This is a genomic window from Deltaproteobacteria bacterium, from assembly GCA_005879535.1.
GTDB lineage: Bacteria > Myxococcota > Myxococcia > Myxococcales > 40CM-4-68-19 > 40CM-4-68-19.
This window is the reverse complement of sequence record VBKI01000026.1, coordinates 1-2,920: the sequence shown is the minus strand read 5'-3', so window position 1 is coordinate 2,920 and position 2,920 is coordinate 1. Positions and strand designations below refer to the sequence as shown.

General features: G+C 64.8%; 1 protein-coding gene. It reads right to left on the bottom strand.

Going from position 1 to position 2,920, the window contains the following annotated elements; genetic code table 11:
• Positions 1-1,589, bottom strand: a 1,589-nt coding sequence (locus E6J58_01270; GenBank protein TMB42873.1) for a hypothetical protein, incomplete at its 3' end; no start/stop codon positions are given.
• Positions 1,590-2,920 lie beyond the last annotated feature (1,331 nt).

Here is a 2,920-nt window from a genome sequence, read left to right as displayed (position 1 = left end):
TACATCGCGGGGTCGATGTTTCCCTGCAGCAGGTAGACGAGGAGGTTCTGGCCCTCCTTGTCGAGAATCTCCGCGTAGGAGAGCGCCCGCCCCCAGTACGAGGTGTAGAGGAAGTTGTATTCGGCCGCCCACTCGGACGGTGCCGAGACGTTGTAGAAGAGGTTGGTCGGCTTTCGCGGGATGTGCAGCATGCCCTGCTTGAGCGTGCTGTAGATACCGATGTTCGGCGCTGGATTGTCCCAGCCGACCCGCGAGGTGTCGCTCACCGTGTAGCGAACGCCCAAGTCCCAGGCCGCCGACATGGCCGCCGGGTTGGTGAGCCCCGAGATCTCGGGCGTCACCAGGTTCATCGTGGTGTAGTTCTTGAACCCCTGGCTCCTGGCGTATCCGTCATTCTGATCGAACTCGCTGAACGCAATGGCGTAGTCCATCCCGTCCAGATTCGTGTGATCCCAGGTGTGGCTGATCCAGTGGAAGTCGCCGCTGTATGTCGTCACCGCGGTGGTCAGCGGATCGCTGTCGTCGGCGCCATAGGCGTTGAACGCCCACGCGAGACGGAAGTTTGGACCCGCGGTGGCCTTCCGTGAGGCCTGCCAGGCGCGCGTAGCATTGAAATCGGCAGCGGACATCCGGAACGCCCCGCCGACGTACAGGTCGTCGTCAATCAGGACGTCGTCGATCTGGGCCTCGGTGTACGCACGGAACTCGCCGAGGTACATGCCCTTGGTCACCCATTCCACCAGCCCGTGGGCAAGCACCAGATCGTGGATCAGCCATTGGTTCGTGTCGAAGGTCAGCGCGATGGTTTCGCGGCCGTCGCTGGTCACGCGGCTGGAGGCGAGCGCGTTGCCCACGCCGTCCACCAGCAGCGGAGTGACGTTCGGGTCCGACGGCTTGGCGAGGTACGTCCAGGCCATCGAGATGGGAATCGGATTCGACGCATTCACGGACGTGAACACGCTGCGGCCCGCCGACGTCAGCGTCGCATTGATGGGCGAGGCGCTGGTGTCGACTCCCGACGAGGGCGGATTGAGGCCCTGGTCTACGCCCGGGTACACATACCAGGAGATCTCGCGGACCTTGAAGGTCGACTCGTAGTTGCGCAGCGCCAACCATTCGGTCGCGGTCAACGCCGAGACATAGGTCAGGCCGCCGTCCGCGGAGAAGGCCAGGTTCCCGGTCGCCAGGATCACTCCCTGGTACTTGCCATCGCACCCCGTCGCGAGCTTGTCCGGCGTGAGCATTCCGGGATTGCTGCTCGCAATCCAGGTGGTGAACGGGATGGTGTGAAAGCCGAGCGCCTGCTGGATGGCGCCCAGCGACGGCTCGTTCCCCGTTGCGGCGATCACCAGGACCTGCATGGCGACGCGCGTCACCGCGCAGAGCGACGGCAGCGGGACCGGCGTCGGGACCGGAAGCGTCGGGCCCAAAGGCATCGAAGCGATGGTGGGCGGCGCCACCGGCGCCTGGGGAATGGGTTCCTCGACGATGACGATGGGCGTGAGCGAAGGAGGTGGCGGCAGGGGAGGAGGCGGCGGCAGCGGAGGCGGATCGAGGCCGAGGGCGCGACTCGCGCTTGTGGTCTCCAACTGGGCACTGCCTGTGGAGCTGTCGATGCGTCCGCGACCGCACCCGGCGAGGAGCGCCGCGACCGCGAGGATGAAACAGGAGCGACTGGACATGGACGTCTCAGAGTGTGACGAAGGTGACCGTCTGACCGGCCTCGACCTTCACGTTGGTGATGCACTTGCCCGCGTATCTCTCGGAAGTGGCCGTGCAGATGCCGCTCACTGCGAACTCCACCGACACTGGGCTGGTGAAGCTCACGCCCACGCCCGGCGTGATCGTCGCCGTCAGTCCGGAGCTGTTGCGCGCCATCGTGTTCTGCATGCGCTTGCCGATCACGTCTTCATCGGGGCTGATGATCGGAAGCGTCGAGTACGCGCGGAACTTGCCGAAGGCGGTGTCCAGGAGATCGCCGAGCAGCGTGCGCGTGCCGTCGTAAGCGCGCGTGTTCGGCTGGTGGTACATCGTGGGATCGATGTTCCCCTGCAGCAGGTAGAGGAGGAGGTTCGCGCTCTCCTTGTCGAGCACCTCGCTGTAGCTGAGCGCCCGGCCCCAGTACGACGTGTAGAAGGAGTTGTACTCGGCGGTCCAGTCGTCGGGCGTGGAGACGTTGTAGTAGAGGTTGGTCGGCTTGCGCGGGATGTGGAAGAGGCCCGGGACGAGGGTGCTGTAGATGCCGATGTTCGGCGACGGGTTGTCCCACCCGGGTTGAGACGTATCCGTGATCGTGTACCGGATGCCGACGTCCCAGGCTGCCTGCATCGCCGCCGGGTTCTTGAGCCCGGACACGTCCGGGGTCACCACGTTGACGACGCTGAAGTTCTTGAAATTGTGCGCCTGCGCGAACTTGATGTTCTGATCGAACTGCGCGTACGCGAAGGCGTAGTCGACGTTGTCGAGGTTCTCGTGATCGAAGGTGTGGTTGATCCACTGGAAGTCGCCGCTGTTCGCGGTCACGGCCAGCGTGAGCGGGTCGTCGGGATTGTCCGGGTCGCTGCCGCCGGCGCCGTTGAACGCATAGGCGATGCGGAAGTCCGGGTTTGCGGTGGTGACCTTGGCATTGACCTGCCAGGCGCGCGTGGCGTCGAGGTCGTCGGGGGTCATCCGGTAGACACCGCCGGGGTACATGCTGGCTTGGTACATGTCATCGTCGATCAGGATGTCGTCGTTCTGGGCCGCGGTGTACGCACGGAACTCGCCCAGGTAGAGGCCCTTCGTCACCCACTCCACGAGGCCGTGGGCGAGCACCAGGTCGTGGATCAGGTACGGATTGGAATCGAAGGTGAGCGCCATCGTCTCGCGGCCGTCGGTGTTCACCCGCGTGGAGATGAGCGCGTGTCCCGCGTCGTCCACG